This is a genomic window from Lysobacter sp. TY2-98, from assembly GCF_003367355.1.
Taxonomy (GTDB): domain Bacteria; phylum Pseudomonadota; class Gammaproteobacteria; order Xanthomonadales; family Xanthomonadaceae; genus Cognatilysobacter.
Window position 1 is genome coordinate 2778538 of sequence record NZ_CP031413.1, and the last position, 16546, is coordinate 2795083.

Here is a 16546-nt window from a genome sequence, read left to right on the forward strand (position 1 = left end):
ATCGTGATCAACCTGTGGACAAACCGGCCGTCGTCGCGACCGCTCCGAATTGTCCACAACTTGCCCCCGGCGCGCGCACGCGCCATGCACACCTTACTCGCTCAGCTTGCGGATGAGCTTGTCCCAATCCTCGCGCAGCTTGCCGTCCGTCTCCATCAGCGTGCGGATCTGGCGGCAGGCGTGCAGCACGGTGGTGTGGTCGCGGCCAGCGAAGGCGTCGCCGATCTCGGGTAGCGAGTGCTCCGTGAGTTCTTTCGCCAACGCCATCGCCATCTGCCGGGGCCGTGCCAGCGAGCGCGTGCGGCGCTTGCTCAGCAGGTCCTTCATCTGCAGGCCGTAGTAGTCGGCCACGACCTTCTGGATGTTCGGAATGCCGATCGCCTGCTGCTGGGCGCGCAGCAGGTCGCGCAGCGTCTCCTGGGCGAACTCGACGGTGATCGCGCGGCCGGTGAAGTTGGCGCGCGCGGCGAGCGTGTTGAGCGCGCCCTCGAGGTCGCGCACGTTGCTGCGCATCTTCTTGGCGAGCAGGAAGGCGACGTCCTCGGGAATCTCGACGCCGCGCTCGCGCGCCTTGCTGAGCACGATCTGCGCGCGCGTCTCGAAATCCGGCGGCTCGATCGCGACGCTGAGGCCCCAGGCCAGGCGCGACTTCAGCCGCGGCTCCAGGCCCTCGACTTCGCGCGGATAGCGGTCGCAGGTCAGGATGATCTGCTGGCGGCCGTCGAACAGCTGGTTGAAGGTGTGGAAGAACTCTTCCTGCGTGCGGTCCTTGCCGGCGAAGAACTGGATGTCGTCGATCAGCAGCGCGTCGACCTGCTGGAACTGCCGCTTGAAGGCGTCCATGGTCTTGTCCTGCAACGACTTCATCATCGCGCTGAAGAACTGCTCGCTGCGCAGGTACATCACGCGGAAGCCCGGGTTGTTCGTCCGCATCATGTTGCCGGCGGCGAACATCAGGTGGGTCTTGCCGAGGCCGGTGCCGCCGTAGAGCAGCAGCGGGTTGTGCGCGCGGTCGCCCGGCTTGAGCGCGGCCTGCATGGCGGCGGCGCGGCCGAGCTGGTTGCTGCGGCCCTCGACGAAGTTCTCGAACGTGTAATGGTTGTCGAGGTTGCCGTTGAACGGCATCGGCGCGGGCGTCGCGGCGGCTGACGCACGGCCGGACGACGCGGGCGCCGGCGTCTCGCTCTTCGCCTTCGGCAGCGCACCGACCTCCAGCCGCACCTCGTCGGCGCCGGCGAAATAGCTCAGCAGTTCGCGGATCCGCGGCAGGTAGCGCTCGCGCACCTGGTCGACGACGAACGCGTTCGGCGCGTACAGCACGGCGCGGTCGCCCTGCAGGTCGGCCTGCAACGGCCGCAGCCAGGTGTGCACGTCCTCGGCCGGCAGTTCGGCTTCCAAGCGTTCGAGGCAGCGCGGCCAGGCATCCATCATCGACAAGGCAAAAAACCCGGGGAAATTCGGTGGAAACGGAGCGACGAGCCGGCGGCGCGGATGCCTCGGGCGAGGCCGCGTCCATCGGTTCGGGGGTCGGGCAGACTATCATTTATCCACAGGGCCGGGACAGGCTTGTCCACACCGTCGCCCCGGAACACGCCCTCACATCGGCTTGACCCGGCTGTACGTGGCCCGCTAGACTTCCGGGTTCACTTTTGCCGTTCTTCGCGAGTTGCCTCATGGCCACCAAGCGCACCTACCAGCCCAGCAACCTCAAGCGCAAGCGCGACCACGGCTTCCGTGCGCGTATGGCGACCGCCGACGGCCGCAAGATCCTTGCCCGCCGCCGCGCCAAGGGCCGCAAGCGCCTGACGGCCTGATCGGCTTCGGCCGGTCGCCTGGCGTGTTTCGCCGGGCCGCGTCCGCGCCGCGCCAGATCGCCGCGGACGCCAGCGTCGACGACGCATCATGACTTCCCAGTGCTTTCCCCGATCGGCGCGCGTGCGAACGCGTGCCGATTTCGATCGTGTGTTTGGCGACGGCCGCCGCACGGGCCTGCCCGTGCTCGCGCTGCACTGGCGTCCCGACGACACGATCGCGCCTCGCCTCGGGCTTGCCGTCTCGCGCAAGGTCGATCCGCATGCGGTCGGTCGCAACCGCATCAAGCGCCAGCTGCGCGATGAATTCCGTCGCATCCGCACCTCGCTCGCCCCCGGCGACTACGTCGTGGTCGCGCGCCCCGGTGCTGCCAAGCAGTCCGGCCTTGAATTGCGCGCCGCCTTCCACGATCTCCTGCGTCGGGCCCGCGCGTTGCCGGCTCCGGCACCCGCCGGCACAATGCCGCCGCCGTCCTCCGACCCTTCCGCCGGCGCGTAATCCACGCGCCCGGCCCGAGCCTGCCTGCCCATGAACCAGACCCGCGCCTTCCTCCTCTTCGCCTGGCTGTTGGTGGCGTCGCTCTTGTGGATGGAATGGACGCGCGAGAAGGCCGCGCCGCCGCCGGCGACGACGTCCACGGCGACGACGTCGACCACAGCCAGCGTGCCGACCGCGGTCGGTCCGGGTGCGGTTCCGACGGCACCGGGTACGACGCCGACCGCGAGTGCCACCCCCGCCGCGACCGCAGGCGCCGTCACCGTCCACACCGACGTGCTCAACGCCACGCTCGATGGCGGCCAGATGCTGCAGGCCGAGCTGCCGGGCTATCCCGACCTCGATGACCCCACCCGCCCGGTACGTTTGTTCTCGACCGACCCCGCGCACTACTTCGCCGCACAGAGCGGCTGGGTCGCGACCGGCGCGCCGGCACCGACGCACCTCTCGGGCTTCGTCCCCGCCGAGGCGACGCGCGCGTATTCGATGGCGCCCGGCGCGACGACGCTCGACGTGCCCTTCGTCTGGACCGGCGCGAACGGCGTGACCATTCGTCGCACCTATACGTTCACGCGCGGCAGCTACGCGGTGCGCGTGCACGACGAGGTGGTCAATGCCGGCACCGCGCCGTGGCAGGCCAGCGTCTATCGCCAGCTCAGCCGCACCATGCCGGAAGCGCCCAAGGGCGGCTTCACCTCGGGTCGCGTGTTCGCCTTCCAAGGTGCTGCGTGGTACAGCCCGCAGGACAAGTACGAGAAGCGCGCGTTCAACAAGTTCACCGATGACGGCGCGCTGTCGAAGAAGGTCACCGGTGGCTGGATCGCGTTCCTGCAGCACCACTTCTTCACTGCGTGGATTCCGCAGCCGGGCGACGCGACCGAGTTCGCGACCATCACGCCGAACGGCATCGGCGGCACCAACTACGTGATCCGCGAAGTCGGCCCGACCGTCAACCTCGCGCCGGGTCAGAAGCTCAGCACCGACGCGCGCCTCTGGGTCGGCCCGAAGAGTGTCGAACAGATCGCGGCGGCGAAGGTGCCGGGCCTCGAGCGTGCGGTCGACTTCAGCAGCTACACCACGATGGCGACGCTCGCCGGCTGGCTGTACGCGGTGCTGGCGTGGCTGCACGGTTTCATCGGCAACTGGGGTTGGTCGATCATCGGCCTCGTGGTGCTGATCAAGCTCGCGCTGCTTCCGCTCGCGAACGCCCAGTACCGCTCGATGGCGAAGATGCGTCGCCTGCAGCCGAAGTTGCAGCAGCTCAAGGAACGCCATGGCGAGGACCGCCAGCAGTTCCAGCAGGCGATGATGGAGCTGTACCGCAAGGAGAAGGTCAATCCGGCCGGCGGCTGCCTGCCGATCTTCGTGCAGATGCCGATCTTCCTCGCGCTGTACTGGATGCTCTCGGAGTCGGTCGAGCTGCGCCACGCGCCGTGGATGCTGTGGATCCACGACCTCACCGCGCGTGATCCTTATTTCGTGCTGCCGGTGATCAACGCGGCGGTGATGTTCGTGACGCAGAAGCTCACGCCGACCGCGGGCATGGATCCGGCGCAGGCGAAGATGATGCAGTTCATGCCGCTCGCCTTCGGCGTGATGTTCGCGTTCTTCCCCTCGGGCCTGGTGCTGTACTGGGTGACGAACGGCCTGCTCACGCTCGCGCAGCAGTGGTACTTCCTGCGCAAGTACGGCGAGCCGGCGAAGAAGAACTGACGCACCGCACGGGCCCGCCGCATGGCGGGCTCGTCGTTTGGAGACTGTGCACGTGACATCGCGCGAGACCATCGCCGCTATTGCGACTGCCGCGGGCAGTGCGGGCGTCGGCATCGTGCGCGTGTCCGGGAGCGAGGCGCGCCGCATCGGCGAGGCGATCGCGCAGCGCGTTCTGACGCCGCGTCGCGCGCACCACGCGCAGTTCCGACACGGCGACGACGTCATCGACGACGGTCTCGCGATCTGGTTCGCAGCGCCCGCGAGCTACACCGGCGAAGACGTGGTCGAACTGCAGGCGCACGGCAGCCCGGCGGTGCTCGCGCAATTGCTCGAGGCCTGCCTCGCACTTGGCGCGCGCCCCGCGCGGCCTGGCGAATTCACCGAACGCGCGTTCCTCGAAGGCCGACTCGATCTGGCGCAGGCGGAAGCCGTCGCGGATCTGATTGCCGCCGCGGACATCCGCGCCGCGCGCGCTGCACGCCGCGCCCTCGATGGTGACTTCTCGCGCCGCGTCGATGCGCTCGCCGACGCGCTGCTGCACGTGCGCGTGCATTGCGAAGCCGCGATCGACTTCGCGGACGAACCGATCGACACACTCGGCGGCGCCGATCTTCGACGTCGACTCGACGCGATCGAACATGATCTCGACGCGCTGATCGCGGCCGCCGAACAGGGGCGTCGCCTGCGCGATGGCCTGCACGCGGTGATCGTCGGTCCGCCGAACGCGGGCAAGAGTTCGCTGCTCAACGCGCTCGCGGGCGTCGACCGCGCGATCGTCACCGACATCGCGGGCACCACGCGCGACGTGTTGCACGAGACCGTGCGCATCGAAGGCGTCGAGCTCACGCTGGTCGACACCGCGGGCCTTCGCGACAGCGGCGACGCGATCGAACGCGAAGGCATGCGCCGCGCACGCGGTGAACTCGAACGCGCGGATCTCGCGATCGTTGTCGTCGATGCACGTGACGCGGCGGCAGGCGCCGGGGCGGTCGCCGATGCAATCGCGAACGTCCCGCACGTGCTGCGCATCGCCAACAAGATCGATCTGCTCGATGGCCCCGCACCTGAAGGATTCATCGCTGCATCGGCGATGACCGGCTCCGGCCTCGACGCCGTCCGTCGCCGCCTGCACGCGCTTGCACTCGGCCCACAGGCCGATACCGTGCAGGGCGCATTCACCGCACGCACGCGGCACGTGCATGCGTTGACGCTCGCGCGCGCCGAACTGCTGGACGCCCGCATGCAGCTCGCGCACGAGCACCTCGACCTCGCGGCCGAACAGTTGCGCCGCGCCCACGATGCGCTCGGCGAGATCACCGGGCGCGTGCATGCCGACGACCTGCTCGGCCACATCTTCTCGAGCTTCTGCATCGGCAAGTAGGACGGCGACGATGCGCGCGTGAACGCGCCCGTCACGGCCGCGGACGGCACGCTTTCTATACTCGTCGCACGTTCCCGACAAGTTCCTCCATGACGCCGAACGCCTCCGCTGCGCGCGCCATGACGGCGTCCGACGCATCCATCCGCCGCCAGATTGCCGAGTGTGACTGGGCATCCACGCCACTGGGTCCGGTGGCGGCGTGGCCGCGCAGTCTGAAGACGGTGGTCGAGCTGATGCTCGATTCGCGCTTCGCGATGTGGCTGGCCTGGGGCGATGACCTCACCTTCTTCTGCAACGACGCGTATCGACCGACGCTGGGCGTCAAGCGCGACTTCATCGGTGCGTCGGCGCGCGAGGTGTGGAAGGAGATCTGGCCCGACATCGGGCCGCGCATCGAGCACGTGCTGCGCACCGGCGAAGCGACATGGGACGAGGGCCTGGAACTCTATCTCGAGCGTCGCGGCTTCAAGGAAGAGTCGTACCACACGTTTTCCTACAGTCCGGTGCAGGGTGACACCGGCCGCATCGAGGGCATGCTGTGCGTCGTCACCGAAGTCACCGAGCGCACGCTGGCCGAACGCCGCATGGCGACGATCGCCGCGATGTCGAGCCACGTGATGGGCGCGCGCACCGTCGACGATGCCTGCGCGCGTGCCGTCGAAACGCTCGCATCCGCGTCGCGTGACGTGCCTTTCGTGGCGATCTACCGGCTCGAGGGTGGCATCGCCCGTCGAGTCGCCGCGACCCGCGCCGCCGCCGCGCCGATCGAGATGACGACGCTGCCCGCGGACGTCACCCGACTGATCGAACTTCATCACGCCGGCGTCGTCGATGCCTTCGAAGGCCTGCTGCCCGCCTCCAGCGAATGGGGCGATCCGGTGGAACGCGCCTACGTGGTGCCGCTGCGCCGCGCTCCGCAGGACGAACGTGCAAGTGTTTTGTTCGTTGCCGGTCTCAGTCCGCGGCTGGTGCTCGACGGGGAATACGAACGCTTCCTGCAACTGGCCGGTGCGCAGGTCGCCAATGCCACCGCCGACGCCGCCGCGTTCGAAGACCAGGCGCGCCGCGCCGAGCAGCTCGCCGAACTCGATCGCGCGAAGACCGCGTTCTTCTCCAACGTAAGCCATGAACTGCGCACGCCGCTGACGCTGATCCTGTCGCCACTCGACGAACTCGAAAGTCACGTCGACACCGATGCGCGGGAGTTGCTACACACCGCGCGGCGCAACGGGCGCCGCCTGCAGCGCCTGGTCAACACGCTGCTCGACTTCTCGCGCATCGAAGCCGGGCGCATGGAAGCCAACTTCCAGCGCCTCGACGCGGCCGCCTACACGCAGGATCTCGCGAGCATGTTCCGCTCCGCGGTCGAGCGCGCGGGCATCGACTTCGACATCCGCGTCATGCCGGTAGTGGAACCGGTCTACCTCGATCGACGGCTGTGGGAGAAGGTCGTCTTCAACCTGCTGTCGAACGCGTTCAAGTTCACGCTGGCCGGGCGCATCACCGTCGAAGTGATCGACCGCGGGCCGCGCTTCGAACTCGTGGTCAGCGATACCGGTGGCGGCATTCCGCTCGATGCGCAGGCGCGCCTGTTCGAGCGCTTCTATCGTGTCGAAGGCGCGCGTGGGCGTTCGATCGAAGGCAGCGGTATCGGTCTGGCGCTGGTGCAGGAACTGGTGCGCCTGCACGGCGGCCAGGTCGGCGTGCACAGCGTGCCGGGCCAAGGCAGCCGCTTCACCGTTTCGATTCCGACCGGTCGCGCGCACCTGCCCGATGCGCAGGTCGGCGAGCGCGCGGTCGACGACGCCGGCGGCGCGTGGACCACCGGTTGGCTGGAAGAGCTGGAAGGTTGGCTCGACACCGCGGCGGCAGTGTCGCCGGAGGCACCGCGCGCGAGCGGCATCGGCGCCGATCCGACGACGCGCTACCGCGTGCTCGTCGTCGACGACAACGCCGACATGCGCGCCTATCTCGAGCGCCTGCTCACGCCGCTGTACGACGTGGTCACCTGCGCCAATGGCCTCGACGCGCTGGCACAGGTGCATGCGCGCCGACCCGACCTGATCCTGTCCGACGTGATGATGCCGGGCATCGACGGTTTCGAACTGCTGCGGCGCCTGCGCGACGACGATGACACCGCGGCGCTGCCGCTGATCCTGCTGTCCGCGCGTGCCGGCGAGGAAGCGCGTCTGGAAGGCCTGCAGGCCGGCGCCGACGATTACCTCACCAAACCATTCCAGGCGCGCGAACTCATCGCCCGCGTGCAGGGCGTGCTGCAGCTCGCGCATGCGCGCGGCGAGATCGCGCGCGCGAACGAGGCACTGCGCGACAGCGAATCGCGGCATCGCCTGCTCGCACAGCTCGCCGACCACGCGCAGACGCTCGACGATCCGCACGAGCTGCTCACGCAGAGCGTGGCGTTGCTCGGTCGCCATCTCGGGCTCGACCGCTGCACGTTCTGCAAGGTCGACGAGGCGCAGGGCGTGGTCGAAGTGCTGGGCGGTTTCGTGTCGGATCCGGCGCTGGACACGCTCGAAGGGCGCTGGCGTCTGGCCGATTTCGGCATCGACCAGGTCGAGGCCTACCGCGCCGGTCGGCCGTTCGTGGTCGACGACGTCCACGCCGATCCGCGCCTGCGCGACGTGGCCAAGGCCTACGCGGCGCTCGACATCATCGCGCACGTGTCGGTCGGGCTCGTGGTCGACGGCCGCCTCGTGGCGGTGATCGCCGCGCACCAGCGGGTGCCGCGCCGCTGGACCGAAAGCGACGTGCACCTCGTCGAAGCCGTCGCCGTGCGCTGCTGGGAGGCGCTGCAACGCCTCGATGCCCAGCGTGCGCTCACCGAAGCCCTGACCGAACTGCGCGTCGCCGATCGTCGCAAGAACGAGTTCCTCGCCACGCTCGCGCACGAACTGCGCAATCCGCTGGCGCCGCTGCGCACCGCGATCACGCTGCTCGAGCACGACGCGCCGTCGGTCACGCCGGCGCGCCTGCACGGCATGATGCGGCGTCAGGTCGATCATCTCGTGCGACTGGTCGACGACCTGCTCGAAGTCGCGCGCATCAGCCAAGGCAAGATCGAACTCAAGCGCGAACGCATCACCGTGCAGGCGATCGTCGACGCCGCCGTCGAAGCGGCGCGCCCCGTGATCGAGGCGCAGGGCCATCGCCTCGGCGTGCAGTTGCCGCCGCTGCCGCCGATCAGCGTCAATGGCGATCCGGTGCGACTCACGCAGATCCTGGTGAACCTGCTCAACAACGCGGCGAAATACACCGCGCCCGGCGGCGACATCGCGTTGGCGGTGATGCGCGACGGTGCCGACGTGGCGATCGAAGTGCGCGACACCGGCATCGGCATCGAACCGGAACTGTTGCCGCAGCTGTTCGATCTGTTCGTGCAGGGCCGGCACATCGAGGGTGAAGCGATGCCGACCGGCCTGGGCATCGGCCTCGCCCTCGTCAAGCAACTCGTCGAACTGCACGGTGGCCAAGTCGGCGCGCGCAGCGACGGCATCGGCCGCGGCAGCGTGTTCCGGGTGACGCTGCCGACGCTGGCGTGGACGGACGCACCGGCGGCGTATGCGGACGTTCCCACCGCTTCGGCGGACGCAAGCGCGCTGCGGGTGATGGTCTGCGACGACAACCGCGATGCCGCCGACAGCCTGCGCATGCTGCTCGAATGCAGCGTCGATGAGGTCGGCGTGGCCTACGGCGGCAGCCCGCTGCTCGCCGCGGTCGAGGCGCGTGCGCCGGATCTGGTCTTCCTCGATCTCGGCATGCCGCCGCCCGACGGCTATGCGGTCGCGCGCGAGCTGCGCGCACGGTTCGGCACGACGATGACACTGGTCGCTCTCACCGGCTGGGGCCAGGCCGAGGACCGCGAACGCACGGCGGCCGCCGGCTTCGACATGCATCTCGTGAAGCCCGTCGATGTCCCGGGCCTGGAACAGGCGCTCGCCCTCGCGCGATCCAACCGCCGCCCCGCCACCCATTCGTGATCGCCGGCGATCACGTCGCGTCCGTCGGCGAACGCCCGGACGCGGTGTCGCACCACGTCGATCTTTGACGCGCCGGGGCGACCGTCCCGCGCCGCGTGCGACGGACTTCACGATCCGCGCTCGCAAGCGGCTGCGCGGCGCTTGACAAAGCCCGGCGCGCCGAGCGATCTAGGCGCGTGCGCGCGCCGCGTGCACTCCTGGGGAGTGAGACCGATGAACACCGATACCTGCGTCCGGCCGATGCCGCGCGTTTCCGTCCTGCCGCGCGTGGCCCTGGTGCTGGCGCTCGGTGGCCTGCTCGCTGCATGCGGCAAGAACGACACCGCGCCGAACGCCGCCAATCCGGCTGCGTCCGCCGCCGCCCCGGCCGCCACGCCGGCGACGGTGATTTCCGACAAGGTCCAGGCGATGACCGCGGACCAGCTGCGCGACGCCGCCAGCAAGGCCTACAACGAGAACCGCCTGTACGCGCCGGCCGGCGACAACGCGATCGAGTACTACCTCGCGCTGCGCGACAAGTCGCCGAACGATCCGGCGGTGTCGAGCGCGCTCACCGACCTGCTGCCGATGGCGGTCATCGCGACCGAGCAGAGCGTCGCGCGTGACGACTTCACCGAAGCGCAGCGCCTGACCGCGCTGCTCGAAAAGGCCGACCCGAAGCACCCGGCACTGACGCGCCTCAAGACCTCGATCTCCGAGCAGCAGCAGGTCGCGCAGCAGCGCGCCGTGCAGCAGCAGCTCTCGGCCGAGGATCAGGCGAAGAAGCAGGCCGAGCTCGAGAAGCAGCGCCTCGAAGACCAGAAGAAGCAGCAGGAAGTGGCCGCCAAGCAGCTCGCCGACAAGACCAGCGCCGATCGCGTCGCCGCTGATCGTGCGGCGGCGGACAAGGCCGCTGCGGACAAGGCTGCTGCCGACAAGGCCGCCGCCGATCGCGCCGCCGCCGAGCGGGAAGCCGCGCAGCGTGCGGCTGCCGCGCAGACCGCCGCCAGCACGCCGACGCGTCCGGCCGCCGGCGGCAACTCCGAACTGCGCCCGCTGTCGACGCCCGCCCCGGCGTTCCCGCCGGAAGCACTGCGTTCGGCGCAGTCGGGTGAGGTGCAGGTCGAGTTCACCGTCGCCGCCGACGGCTCGGTTTCGGCCGCGCGTGTGGTGCGTGCGAACCCGCCGCGCGTGTTCGACCGTGCCGCCGTCGCGGCCGTGAAGCGCTGGCGCTTCCAGCCGGTGGACGCGCCGGTCACCACGCGTCGAACCATCACGTTCAACCCGGGCACCTGATCGGGCCGAAAGTGACGGACGAGAAAAGCCCGGCTTCGGCCGGGCTTTTTCTTTGGTCGCTTGTGGGCGGGTGATGTCGATGGCATGAATCCACGGCGCTAGCGAAGTCGCGTCGTGCGTGCATGCGCTGGTGCAATGTCGCTTTCGAGCGTCGAGCGTCGAGCCGTGCGGCGCAGCAGTGCCACCGCATCGCCAATGACACGGGATGCGGGACAGCGCGTCGCCGCGATCACGTGCGGCAACTATCGATACCGGCTTCAAGTACGTCGCCATCGGAACGTGCGCGAGGGTCGCTGCGGCGGAGCGAGAGGCGCGCGACTCCGCGAACACCGTGCGTCCCGATTCCGCCGATCGCATGCGCCGCCCACAACATCGCGCGCAACACATCGCCGCACACACTCCCGAAAACAAGCGGGCCGACCCCCGAAGGCCGGCCCGTTGTCATCCGAATGGTGCGTCAGCCCGAGATTGCGAGGCGTTCCTGCTGGTAGCGACGCACCGCGGCGAACCAAAGCACCAGCGCGAGGCCGAAGCCGCAGGCCAGATACACCATCCACACCTGCGGATCGATGCTCTCGCCGCGCACGATCTTCAGCAGCAACTGGTTCTGCGCGAGGAAGGGCACGGCGAACTGCCACAGCTGCGTCTTGATCGGATTCGCCATCAGCACGATCGACGGCAGCATCGGCAGCAGCATCAGCCAGGTCATGTGGCTCTGCGCCTCCTTCATGCTCTTCGCCGACGCCGCGAGGAACGTGAGCAGCGAGGTGCCGATCAGCAGCATCGGCAGCAGCGTGAACAGCATCTTCGCGATCGCCGGGAAGCTGACGTCGAGCATGCGTGCGGTCGTCGCCAGCTGCGCGCTGAGCTTGAACGACAGCAGCGTGAGCAGCATCGACAACAGACCCAGCGAACATGCCGCGAGGATCTTGCCGCTGACGATCGCACCGCGACGCGCCGGCGTGGCGAGCAACGGTTCCAGCGACTGGCGTTCGCGCTCGCCCGCGGTGGCGTCGAGGATCAGGTACGCGCCGCCGAGGAACGAACCGAGGATCAGCAGGTAAGGCAGCAGGATCGACAGCACCTGTCCCTTCTTCGCCTGTTCGCTGGCGACGTCGCGGCTGCCGACGTTCACCGCGCGCGTCACCGACGGATCGACGCCGCGCGCGAGCAGGCGCAGCGCACCCATCTGGTCGCGATAGCCCTCGAGCGCCGCCCGCACGCGCGCCATCGGGATCTCCGCATTGCGACGCGTGCTGTCGGCGACGATCTCGACCACCGCCGGCTTGCCGGCACGCCAATCCTTCGCGTAGCCCTCGTCGATACGCAGACCGACGTCCTCGCGCTGGTCGGCGACCGATGCATCCAGGTCCTTGGCCGCCTTCTTCGCCACGATGCCCTGCGTTGCCAGGAACGCGACGAGGTTCGGCGCGCGTTCCATGCCTTCGACAGGAATCGTCAGCGTGCGATCGAGCTCGGTCTTCGCACGCTTTTCCGCAATCGAACCGGTGCCGATGATGATCAGCGGATACAGCAGCGGGCCGAGCAGCAACGCGATCGCGAGCGTGCGGCGATCGCGCGAGATGTCGCGCAGTTCCTTGCGCATCACCGACCACACGGTGGAGAACAGTCCGGTCTTCATGCGTGCAGGCCCTCGTCCGAACCGATCGCCTTGACGAAGGCGTCCTCGAGATTGCTTTCATTGAATCGCGCGCGCAGCTCGTCCGGCGTACCGCTGGCGACCACCTGTCCCTTCGCGATGATCACGATGCGATCGCAGAGCGCGGCGACCTCCTGCATGATGTGGCTCGAGAAGATCACGCAGCGTCCTTCCGCCTTGAGTTGCTGCAGGAACCCGCGCATTGCACGAGTCGTCATGACGTCGAGGCCATTGGTGGGCTCGTCGAGGATCACGTTCCTCGGGTCGTGCACGAGTGCACGCGCGATCGCCGTCTTGGTGCGCTGGCCCTGCGAAAAGCCTTCGGTCTGCCGATCGAGGATGTCCTCCATCTGCAGCTCGCGGGCGAGCAGCTGCGTGCGCTCGGCGATCGCCGACGCCGACATACCGTGCAGCTCACCGAAGTAGGCGATGTTCTCGCGCGCGGTCAGGCGCTTGTAGACGCCGCGCGCGTCCGGCAGTACGCCGAGTGCGCGACGCACCGACACCGGATCCTTCGCGGTATTGATGCCACCGACCAGCACTTCGCCGCTGTCGGGATGCATCAGCGTGTAGAGCATGCGCAGCGTGGTGGTCTTGCCGGCGCCGTTGGGGCCGAGCAGGCCGGTGATCTGGCCGTCGCGGGCTTCGAATTCGACGCCGTCGACCGCCTTGACCGTACCGGTCTTGGTCTTGAACGCCTTGTGCAGATTGCGTGCGGTGATCATGCCGACTTACGGCTCCCATCCGTTGAAGCTGGTGAACGGCGGCACGGGCGCGACCGTTTCCAGGCATTTCGTGTCGAGCGCTTTCGCGTTCGCGGTTTCGATGAACTTGCCGATGAGCTTGGGCATGCAGCCCGTGCCCATCACGTTGTGGCCCTGGCCCTTCAGCACGACCGCCTTCGAATTCGGCAGCGATTTCGCGACGCGCTCGGCGTAGTAAGGCGGCGTCACCGGATCGAGCTCACCGGACATCAGCAGCACCGGCACGTTGCCGGTCAGCGGCTTGTTGAAATCCGCAGGACGCGTGCCGTGCGGCCAGGTGCGGCAGGCCGCGAAGAACGACTTCGCCGCATCGAGGCCGAGCGCCGTGTCCGCATCACGCGGATCCTCGGCATAGCGATCCGCATCTTCCGCGCAGATCACCGACCACTGCATGCCGCGGTTCATGCTGCCCGCCATCGATTCACCGCCGAGCGAGGCCAGCGCCATCAACGGGCCGTAGCGCTCGTGCACGGCCTCGTCGACCACCACCGGCAAAAGCGCGGCGGCCTGCGGCACGTACGAGAACAGCTGCGTCAGGCCGACGACGGTCTGCGCGGTGAGCTTGTCGTGCTTGGCTTCGCCGGTCGCGGGGTCGCGGTATTCGACGTCGATCGGGGCTTTCGCGAGGCGCTGCTTGAGCGTCGCCAGCTGGGTACGCAGGTCTTCCGGATAACGCGCCTTGCAGGTCTTGTCGGTGTCGCAGGCCTTGGCGCGCAGTTCCAGCGTGCGTTCGAAGGTGCGCGCGAACTCGCCACCGGCGACCACGTCGTTCGGCAGCACGCCGTCGAGCACCACCGCGCGCGTCTGCTGCGGATGGCGCATCGCGTACTGCTGCGCCACGCGCGTGCCGTACGAGACGCCGACGAGATCGACCTTCTCCGCGCCCAACGCCTTGCGCACGGTGTCGAGATCCTCGACCGCGACCGTCGTCGTGAACTGGCGGGGATCGCTCTTGAGCGCGGCGGCGCACTTGCCGGCGTACTCGGCGATCGCGTCGTCGCCGTCGCGATCCTTGTATTCGTCGAGCAACCCCTTCGGGCAGTCGAGCGGCGCGGACTGGCCGGTGCCGCGCTGGTCGACGAGGAAGACGTTGCGCGTCTTCAGCACTTCGCGCAGCGCGCCCTGCACCGCCGCGGCGTATTCACTCGCCGCCTGGCCGGGACCGCCGGCGAGGAAGAACACCGGGTCGGCTGCGGCATCGACGTTGTCGTTGGGACGCAGCCAGGCGATGCGCAGATCGATCTTGCGACCGTTCGGCTTCGACGGATCTTCCGGCACGGCGAGCGTGCCGCACATGCCGTCGAGCGTTTGCGCGGCAAGTGCGCTCGACAACGCGCAGGGCTCGAACGCGACGCGACCGACGGTGCGCTTGGCCGACTCGGCGTCCGGCCGGGCGACGGGCCCGTGCGCGGCGCCGTTGCAGCCGGCGAGCGCGAGCGTCAATGCGCTCGCGAGTATTCGGGTGCGGGACATGGATTCCTTCCGGTAGGACAGCAGTGAACGACGAGGTGGATCAGAGCGGCGCCGGGCAACGACGCTGCGCGCCGCCGAAGGCCGCGATGTAGAGCGCGGGAAACAGTGTGGTCGCGAACATCGGGCGGTCACCGACGATGGCGATCACCGCGCAACCGATCGCGACGACGAAAAGCGCAAGGACGCGCGGGTGCTGCGGGTTCATGCCAGGTCTCCAGGAATGAAGATGGATTCGATCGGTTCGCCGAATAGGCGGGCGATGCGGAATGCGAGCGGCAGACTGGGGTCGTACTTGCCGGTCTCGATCGCGTTGATGGTCTGGCGCGACACCGCGAGGCGATCGGCGAGTTCGCCCTGCGACCAGCCCTGCGATTCGCGAAGCTCGCGCACGCGGCTCTCCATGGCCTAGGCGTACCGCCGCGAGATCACGGCCTTGGCGATGCCGTAGACCAGGCAGATCAGCGGGAACACCCAGATCATCGCGACCGCGGACGGCACGTCGATGACCTTCGCGGCCTGCAGCAGGCCGGCGGTGAAATAACCCAGGGAGACGAGCGCCGTCGCGAAGCTCACCGCTTCGACTTCGATGCGTCGCTGCAGCTCGTCGGTGTCGCGGATGTAGCGGACCACCGCGCGCATCGCGAGCGCGATGAAGGGCACGGGCGCGAGCGCGACGAGCGCGCGCAGCGCGGGATCGGTCACCGACTTCAGCAGCCAGACCGAGCCCATGATGGTCGCGATGTAGCCGACCATCGGCGGCACGAACTCGCGCATGTAGCGGCGGCGCAGCGCCGGCGTGCTGGCGTCGCAGGCGTCGGGCATCTGCGAACGCAGCAGGCCGCCGAACACCAGGGCGATGCCGAGGCCGTAGAGCAGGCCGCGCACGAAGTCCGGCACGTGCGGCGCGAAGAAGCCGATCGCCACGGCGGCCGCGAGGACGGCGGCGCCAGCGGCGATGAAAAGGCGGGGCGACAAACGGGTCATGGCGGCCTGTCAAACAAACTTGACAGGCACGTTAGGACCGGCGGCAGCGGCCTGTCAAGCGAGCTTTACATGGCGGCCGACGGACGGCGAGCGACGGCATAAAGGTTCAGCGAGCTCATTGCGGAGGTGCGACGTGCACCGACGCGCGGCGCTACTTCGAGCTGACGTACTTCTCGCGACGAACCTGCTGCACCGGCAGCCCATGGCCCTTCAGCGCTTCGAAGCAGGCGTCGACCATGTTCGGATTGCCGCAGAGATAGGCGATGTCGCCGTCGGCGTTCGGCGCGAACTCGTCGAGGAACTGCTGCACGTAACCGTGGCGCACGTCCGCATGCGCCTGCGGCGAATCGGCCGCAGGCAGCTCGCGCGAGAAGCACGGCACGAAGCGGAAGTTCGACGGATGCTTCGTCGCGAACGCACGGAACTCGTCGCCATACAGCAACTCGACCGGCGTACGCGCACCGAACAGCAGCACGACTTCGATGCCGCGGCTCGCGATCTGCTTCTCGAGCTCCGGCAGCATCGCGCGGTACGGCGTCACGCCGGTACCGGTGGCGATGAGCAGGTAGCGACGGTTCGCATCGGCCGGCATCAGGCAGAAGCGACCGAACGGGCCGCTCGCGTTCACCGCGCCGCCGATCTCCAGGCTCTCGAACAGCGCCGTCGCCGCGCCACCCGGCACGTAGCTCACCGCGATCTCCACCGCTTCGCCGGGGCCGATCGCGTGATCGTGGATCGTCGCCAGCGAATAGCTGCGCTTGGTCGCCGTGCCGTCCGCGTACTCGAAGTGCACCTGGATGAACTGGCCCGGGATGAAGTCCAGCGGCTGCCCGTCGCTGCGCACGAAGGCGTAGTGGCCGACGCTGGGCGCGAGCATGCGGCGCGAGACGAGCTGGAGCGGAAACTGGACGATGGCCAAGGCGTGGTTCCTGTCGATGCAGGCATCGATGCGGCGGCTGGAACGCAGCGGCGCGCGGGTCGTGCACGGCGG

General features: G+C 68.6%; 14 protein-coding genes. 6 read left to right on the forward strand and 8 right to left on the reverse strand.

All coding sequences use genetic code 11. From position 1 onward, the window contains the following. Nucleotides 1–93 precede the first annotated feature (93 nt). The gene (dnaA, locus tag DWG18_RS13540; protein WP_115648194.1) at nt 94–1428 is read right to left on the reverse strand and encodes a chromosomal replication initiator protein DnaA; all 1335 of its coding nucleotides are present in this window, start codon (nt 1426–1428) and stop codon (nt 94–96) included. Nucleotides 1429–1673: 245 nt separating this feature from the next. Between dnaA and rpmH the strand changes: the two genes are divergently transcribed. From rpmH to DWG18_RS13570, 6 genes are all read left to right on the forward strand, one after another. After that, nucleotides 1674–1814 carry a 50S ribosomal protein L34 gene (gene rpmH / locus DWG18_RS13545; RefSeq protein WP_027083663.1) on the forward strand — a complete coding sequence of 47 codons (141 nt, stop codon included), beginning with the start codon at nt 1674–1676 and terminating at the stop codon, nt 1812–1814. An 88-nt stretch (nt 1815–1902) separates the two neighbouring features. Further along, nucleotides 1903–2310 carry a ribonuclease P protein component gene (gene rnpA, locus DWG18_RS13550; protein ID WP_115647682.1) on the forward strand — a complete coding sequence of 136 codons (408 nt, stop codon included), beginning with the start codon at nt 1903–1905 and terminating at the stop codon, nt 2308–2310. A 30-nt stretch (nt 2311–2340) separates the two neighbouring features. Then, entirely contained in the window at nt 2341–4020 is a 1680-nt protein-coding gene (yidC, locus tag DWG18_RS13555; RefSeq protein ID WP_115647683.1) for a membrane protein insertase YidC, read from the forward strand. Nucleotides 4021–4066: 46 nt separating this feature from the next. Then, the gene (gene mnmE, locus DWG18_RS13560) at nt 4067–5401 is read left to right on the forward strand and encodes a tRNA uridine-5-carboxymethylaminomethyl(34) synthesis GTPase MnmE (protein ID WP_115647684.1); all 1335 of its coding nucleotides are present in this window, start codon (nt 4067–4069) and stop codon (nt 5399–5401) included. Nucleotides 5402–5490: 89 nt separating this feature from the next. After that, nucleotides 5491–9399 (forward strand): ATP-binding protein, encoded by a 3909-nt coding sequence (locus tag DWG18_RS13565; RefSeq protein WP_115647685.1) that lies wholly within the window; start codon nt 5491–5493, stop codon nt 9397–9399. 213 nt (nt 9400–9612) lie between these two features. After that, nucleotides 9613–10674, forward strand: a complete 1062-nt coding sequence (locus tag DWG18_RS13570; protein ID WP_240318535.1) for an energy transducer TonB — start codon at nt 9613–9615, stop codon at nt 10672–10674. Nucleotides 10675–11131: 457 nt separating this feature from the next. Here DWG18_RS13570 and DWG18_RS13575 read toward each other — a convergent pair whose 3' ends face one another. From DWG18_RS13575 to DWG18_RS13600, 7 genes are all read right to left on the reverse strand, one after another. After that, a complete protein-coding gene (locus DWG18_RS13575) occupies nt 11132–12316 on the reverse strand; it encodes an ABC transporter permease (RefSeq protein WP_115647687.1) in 1185 nt (394 codons plus the stop codon). Further along, the gene (locus DWG18_RS13580) at nt 12313–13059 is read right to left on the reverse strand and encodes an ATP-binding cassette domain-containing protein (protein WP_115647688.1); all 747 of its coding nucleotides are present in this window, start codon (nt 13057–13059) and stop codon (nt 12313–12315) included. Before DWG18_RS13580 ends, DWG18_RS13575 begins: the two co-directional genes overlap by 4 nt. Nucleotides 13060–13065: 6 nt before the next feature. Continuing rightward, nucleotides 13066–14571: an alpha/beta hydrolase gene (locus DWG18_RS13585; RefSeq protein ID WP_115647689.1), complete on the reverse strand. Its 1506-nt coding sequence runs from the start codon at nt 14569–14571 to the stop codon at nt 13066–13068. Nucleotides 14572–14611: 40 nt separating this feature from the next. After that, entirely contained in the window at nt 14612–14776 is a 165-nt protein-coding gene (locus DWG18_RS15345) for a hypothetical protein (RefSeq protein WP_162823861.1), read from the reverse strand. Further along, complete coding sequence (locus tag DWG18_RS13590; RefSeq protein ID WP_115647690.1) at nt 14773–14973, reverse strand: helix-turn-helix transcriptional regulator; 201 nt, start codon at nt 14971–14973, stop codon at nt 14773–14775. Before DWG18_RS13590 ends, DWG18_RS15345 begins: the two co-directional genes overlap by 4 nt. Before the next feature lie 3 nt (nt 14974–14976). Then, nucleotides 14977–15555 carry a hypothetical protein gene (locus DWG18_RS13595; RefSeq protein WP_115647691.1) on the reverse strand — a complete coding sequence of 193 codons (579 nt, stop codon included), beginning with the start codon at nt 15553–15555 and terminating at the stop codon, nt 14977–14979. 151 nt (nt 15556–15706) lie between these two features. Then, nucleotides 15707–16432, reverse strand: coding sequence for an FAD-binding oxidoreductase (locus DWG18_RS13600; protein ID WP_115648195.1), 726 nt, complete (start codon nt 16430–16432; stop codon nt 15707–15709). Nucleotides 16433–16546: the final 114 nt, after the last annotated feature.